The sequence below is a fragment of the Tissierella sp. genome (genome assembly GCF_052089545.1).
In the GTDB taxonomy this organism is placed as follows: Bacteria; Bacillota; Clostridia; order Tissierellales; family Tissierellaceae; genus Tissierella_A.
Genome location: NZ_JBQDAA010000211.1, coordinates 1 through 4,002, shown reverse-complemented (window position 1 = coordinate 4,002; position 4,002 = coordinate 1). Strand labels below are relative to the sequence as shown.

Below are 4,002 nucleotides of genomic sequence, written 5' to 3'. Positions count from 1 at the left end.
AGATCCTCTATGGTTAGCACAACCTTCTAAATCTAATACATTCATCCCTTTTTCTCTAAGGTGTTCTAAAATATGAGTTTTACCTGTTCCTGTATTTCCATATAAGACTACGAAAGTTAGATTTTTTGAAATTTTAGGTAGTTCTTCTCTTATAAAGGCTCTATATTCCTTATATCCACCATGAAGCTTTGTAACGTTCATATTTAGGGAATGAAACAGAGGTGCCAAAGAGCTACTTCTAAATCCGCCCCTAGAACAAAACATATAAATTTGTCTGTGATCTTTATCTAAATTTGCAACCTCTTCATATATATATGGAAGTTTCTTAGAAGCTATATCTATTCCAGTTTTTTTAGCTTTTTCCACACTATCCTTTTTATAAAGAGTTCCTATAAGTTCTCTTTCTTCATTGCTAAATATTGGTATATTTATTGCTCCTGGTATAGTTTCTTCATTAAATTCTTTTGGGCTTCTTACATCTATTAGTATGTTGTTTTTATCGTTTTGTATATCTTTGTAACTTACTTCTAACAAATTATTACCTTCTTTTAAATTTATTTTAATATAAAATTATCTTATATATTAGTAAATTATTATATCATAATTGTTTAAAAAATTAAAATAAAGAGTAAATATGAAACATTAGAAAAAAATAATCTTAAACTTATATTATATATGGATTATAATATATAGATAGATAAATTTTAAGGAGAGAAGAAACAATGATTTATTATATTGGACTTATATTTGTTATTATTTTAATATTAATAAGTATTGATGACTTTGTATGGGACATACAGTACTTTTTTAGTAAAAAAAGAAAAAATAATACCCATAAATTAAATTATAAAGAATTAAGAGATACAATACCAGGATTCTTGGCAGTTATAGTAGCAGCTTACAATGAAGAAGATGTGCTAGAGGAGGTAATAGAAAACTTAATAAAATCTAGTCATTATCCAGTCTCTATGTATCATATATTTTTGGGAGTATATCCAAATGACCCAGGGACAATGAAAATTGCAAAAAAGTTATCTGAAAAACATGACAATGTACACAAGATAGTTCATGTTTTAGAAGGTCCGAGTTCTAAGGCTGATAATATAAATAATGTTATAAAAAACATTTTAAGATATGAAAAAGAGAGAAATGTTAGATTTAAAGGATTTGTAATACATGACTCTGAAGATCTAGTTCATCCTTATGAATTTCTAATTGAAAATTATCTTTTAAATTATCATGAAGCGATTCAAATGCCAGTGTTTCCTTTACAATTAATGCCAAAATTAAAAAATATATTTAAAAACATGATTTCAGGAACATATGCTGATGAATTTGCAGAGAATCATTATAGTATGCTTGTTTCAAGGAATACTATGGGTTCTTTTGTACCATCAGCAGGAACGGGATTTACACTTTCAAGAGAAGTCATAGGTAGCTTTTCGGATTCAAATGTATTTCCAGTTGGAAGCTTAACTGAAGATTATAAATTAGCACTTCAACTTAAAGAGAAAGGTTTTAATCTTCATTACGCACTAGAAGAAGTTGAGAGATTAAAAGATGATGGAAGAGTTGTAAGAGAATTTATAGCTACTAGAAGTAGGTTTCCAAATACCTATAAAGCAGCAGTAAAACAAAAGACTAGGTGGATATATGGTATAACAATGGAATCCTTTAAATTAGAAGATATAATGAAGAGTAAAAAACTGTCCATTGTATCTCAATACAGTTTATATAAAGACTGGAAAGCTAAGTTTGGTAATTTATTATTAGGACCAGGCTATCTTGCATTTGCATATTTTATAATATCTATATTTTTTGATACTCCTTTTATGTTTCCTAAATATACTATTTAATGGTATCTTATGATATTTGTAACCATAATGATGATACAAAGACAATTTTTAAGAGGTAGAGCTGTAAAAAATGTATATGGATTTAAAAGTATGATTTTAAGTGTACTATTTCCCCCATTACTTCCAATTAGAATGGTAATTGGAAACATTATAAACTTTCATGCTACTATAAAAGCTTGGAGAATAAATCTTTTCCGCAAAAGAGTTAAAAAGAAAAAAAAAGAAGAAAAAACAAGCCTGGGATAAAACAGATCATGAATTTTTAGATGAAACTGCACTAAAAGGATTTAGAAGAACTCTTGGAGATATACTTTTATACGAAGAGTTAATTACTCAAAATGAACTTAGAAACTTTCTTGATAAAGCTAAAAATGAGAATTTAAGGCTTGGTGAAATTTTGATAAAGGATAATATAGTATCAGAAGAGAATATTCTTATTTCCCTTTCTAAAATAAGAAAAACTATATATTTGAGAATAAATAAAGATATGATATCAAGGTCAAATATAGAATATTTAAATAATGTTTTTTTAATTGAAAATACTATTGCTCCAATTATTGAGACAAATAAAAATATAGTATTTGCAATATCAGATCCTGATAAAGAAGAATTTATAAGAAATATAGTGAAAGAAAAAGAACAAAACAAAGAAAATATAGAATTTATATATTGTACTAAAAATATAATAGAAGAAAGTTTAGATAAATTTGAGTCTAGTAATGAACAAATGGAGATAATCAAAAACATAGAAACACTTATAGAAGATGAATATATAAATTTAAAAGAAGCTATCATATTTTAAGATATTTAGATAGAAACAATGATATAGAAGATATTCTTGATAAGATGGGATTTATTATAAAAAGAAAAGAACTAGGTAAAGTTTAAGAGAAGCTTTTTTCAGATTCTTACTTATAAGATATAAAACCTAAGCGTGTCATAATTTGCTATGTACTATTAAAGATGTTTTGTAATGGAGGATGAGATATGAACATATCTAATTGGATTTTTATATTTATAGCTTTAAGCCTAATAATTTCTTTTATAATAGTTGAGGGCATTTTAATATTAGAAGGAAATAAAAGGTATAAAAAAGAGTCTAAATACATCTTTATATTAGGTGCAAAACTATATGGGGATAGACCTTCACCGATACTTTCAGAAAGATTAAAAACTGGATTAAAATATTTAAAAAAATATAAAAATACAAAGGTAATAGTAACAGGAGGGAAGGGGCATGATGAAATTATATCAGAGGCTAAAGCTATGAAGCAATATTTAATAAAAAATGGTATAAAAGATTCAAGGATTATATTAGAAGATAAATCAATAAATACATTTCAAAATATAAAATTTGGCTTAGATAAAATAAGAAAATCTGATAATAGTAACAATACAGAGATTTTAATAGTTACAAGTAAATTTCATATATTCAGATCAAAACTTATAGCTAGAAAACTAGGTGTTAAAGCCTATGGACTTCCGGCTAAAGTTCCTCCATCTACTGTAGTTTTATCATATATAAGAGAATACTTTGCTTTAGTGAAGACAATTTTAATAGATAAATAGTTTAAATAAGAAGATAAAGGTTATAAATATATATAAATATATTAAAGGGGATATAAAAGATGAAAACTAAAATGCTTCATACATGTATAAGAGTATTAGATCTAGAAAAATCTTTAAAATTTTATAAAGATGCTTTAGGCTTGGTTGAAACTAGTAGAAAGGACTTTCCAGAAGACAAGTTTACATTAGTGTTTCTAGGGGATGAAAAAGGGTCTTATGAATTAGAATTAACATATAATTATGATACTAAGAAGCCCTATGAAATAGGTGATGGATTTAGTCATATAGCTGTTGAAGTGGAAGACTTAGAGGCGGCTAGAGAAGAACATAAAAAAATGGGATATAAAGTAACTGACCTAATGGGTTTAAGTGGAGAAAAACCAAGATTTTACTTTGTAACAGACCCAGATGGATATGATGTTGAAGTTATAAGAGCAGAATCATAAAAAGAAAAGATCTTTATAGTAATAATTGTAATGTTTTTAAATATTTGATATTAAAATCCTCCCTTTATAATTAATAGATAGCTCGTTGCAGAACTCTACAACTCGCATATTTACTACGTTTATTTACATTG

At 26.3% G+C, this 4,002-nt stretch carries 6 protein-coding genes; 5 read left to right on the top strand and 1 reads right to left on the bottom strand.

Features of this window, described 5'->3' with window-relative positions; genetic code table 11:
* On the bottom strand, positions 1–534 hold a 534-nt coding region (locus ACTHW2_RS11680; RefSeq protein WP_442264093.1), incomplete at its 3' end, for a rhodanese-like domain-containing protein.
* Between the two features lie 188 nt (positions 535–722).
* Between ACTHW2_RS11680 and ACTHW2_RS11675 the strand changes: the two genes are divergently transcribed.
* From ACTHW2_RS11675 to gloA, 5 genes are all read left to right on the top strand, one after another.
* Positions 723–1,856 (top strand): glycosyltransferase, encoded by a 1,134-nt coding sequence (locus ACTHW2_RS11675; protein ID WP_442264092.1) that lies wholly within the window; start codon positions 723–725, stop codon positions 1,854–1,856.
* A 90-nt stretch (positions 1,857–1,946) separates the two neighbouring features.
* Positions 1,947–2,102, top strand: coding sequence for a hypothetical protein (locus ACTHW2_RS11670; protein ID WP_442264091.1), 156 nt, complete (start codon positions 1,947–1,949; stop codon positions 2,100–2,102).
* A gap of 151 nt (positions 2,103–2,253) precedes the next feature.
* Positions 2,254–2,658 (top strand): hypothetical protein, encoded by a 405-nt coding sequence (locus tag ACTHW2_RS11665; protein ID WP_442264090.1) that lies wholly within the window; start codon positions 2,254–2,256, stop codon positions 2,656–2,658.
* Between the two features lie 185 nt (positions 2,659–2,843).
* Positions 2,844–3,425: a YdcF family protein gene (locus ACTHW2_RS11660; RefSeq protein ID WP_442264089.1), complete on the top strand. Its 582-nt coding sequence runs from the start codon at positions 2,844–2,846 to the stop codon at positions 3,423–3,425.
* A 59-nt stretch (positions 3,426–3,484) separates the two neighbouring features.
* Positions 3,485–3,871: a lactoylglutathione lyase gene (gene gloA, locus ACTHW2_RS11655; protein WP_442264088.1), complete on the top strand. Its 387-nt coding sequence runs from the start codon at positions 3,485–3,487 to the stop codon at positions 3,869–3,871.
* Positions 3,872–4,002: the final 131 nt, after the last annotated feature.

Excerpts from the sequence above, each read along its gene's own strand:
- ACTHW2_RS11670 (WP_442264091.1), top strand. The coding sequence starts at position 1,947 with ATGATTTTAAGTGTACTATTTCCCCCATTACTTCCAATTAGAATGGTA.
- gloA (WP_442264088.1), top strand. The coding sequence starts at position 3,485 with ATGAAAACTAAAATGCTTCATACATGTATAAGAGTATTAGATCTAGAA.
- ACTHW2_RS11675 (WP_442264092.1), top strand. The coding sequence starts at position 723 with ATGATTTATTATATTGGACTTATATTTGTTATTATTTTAATATTAATA.
- ACTHW2_RS11660 (WP_442264089.1), top strand. The coding sequence starts at position 2,844 with ATGAACATATCTAATTGGATTTTTATATTTATAGCTTTAAGCCTAATA.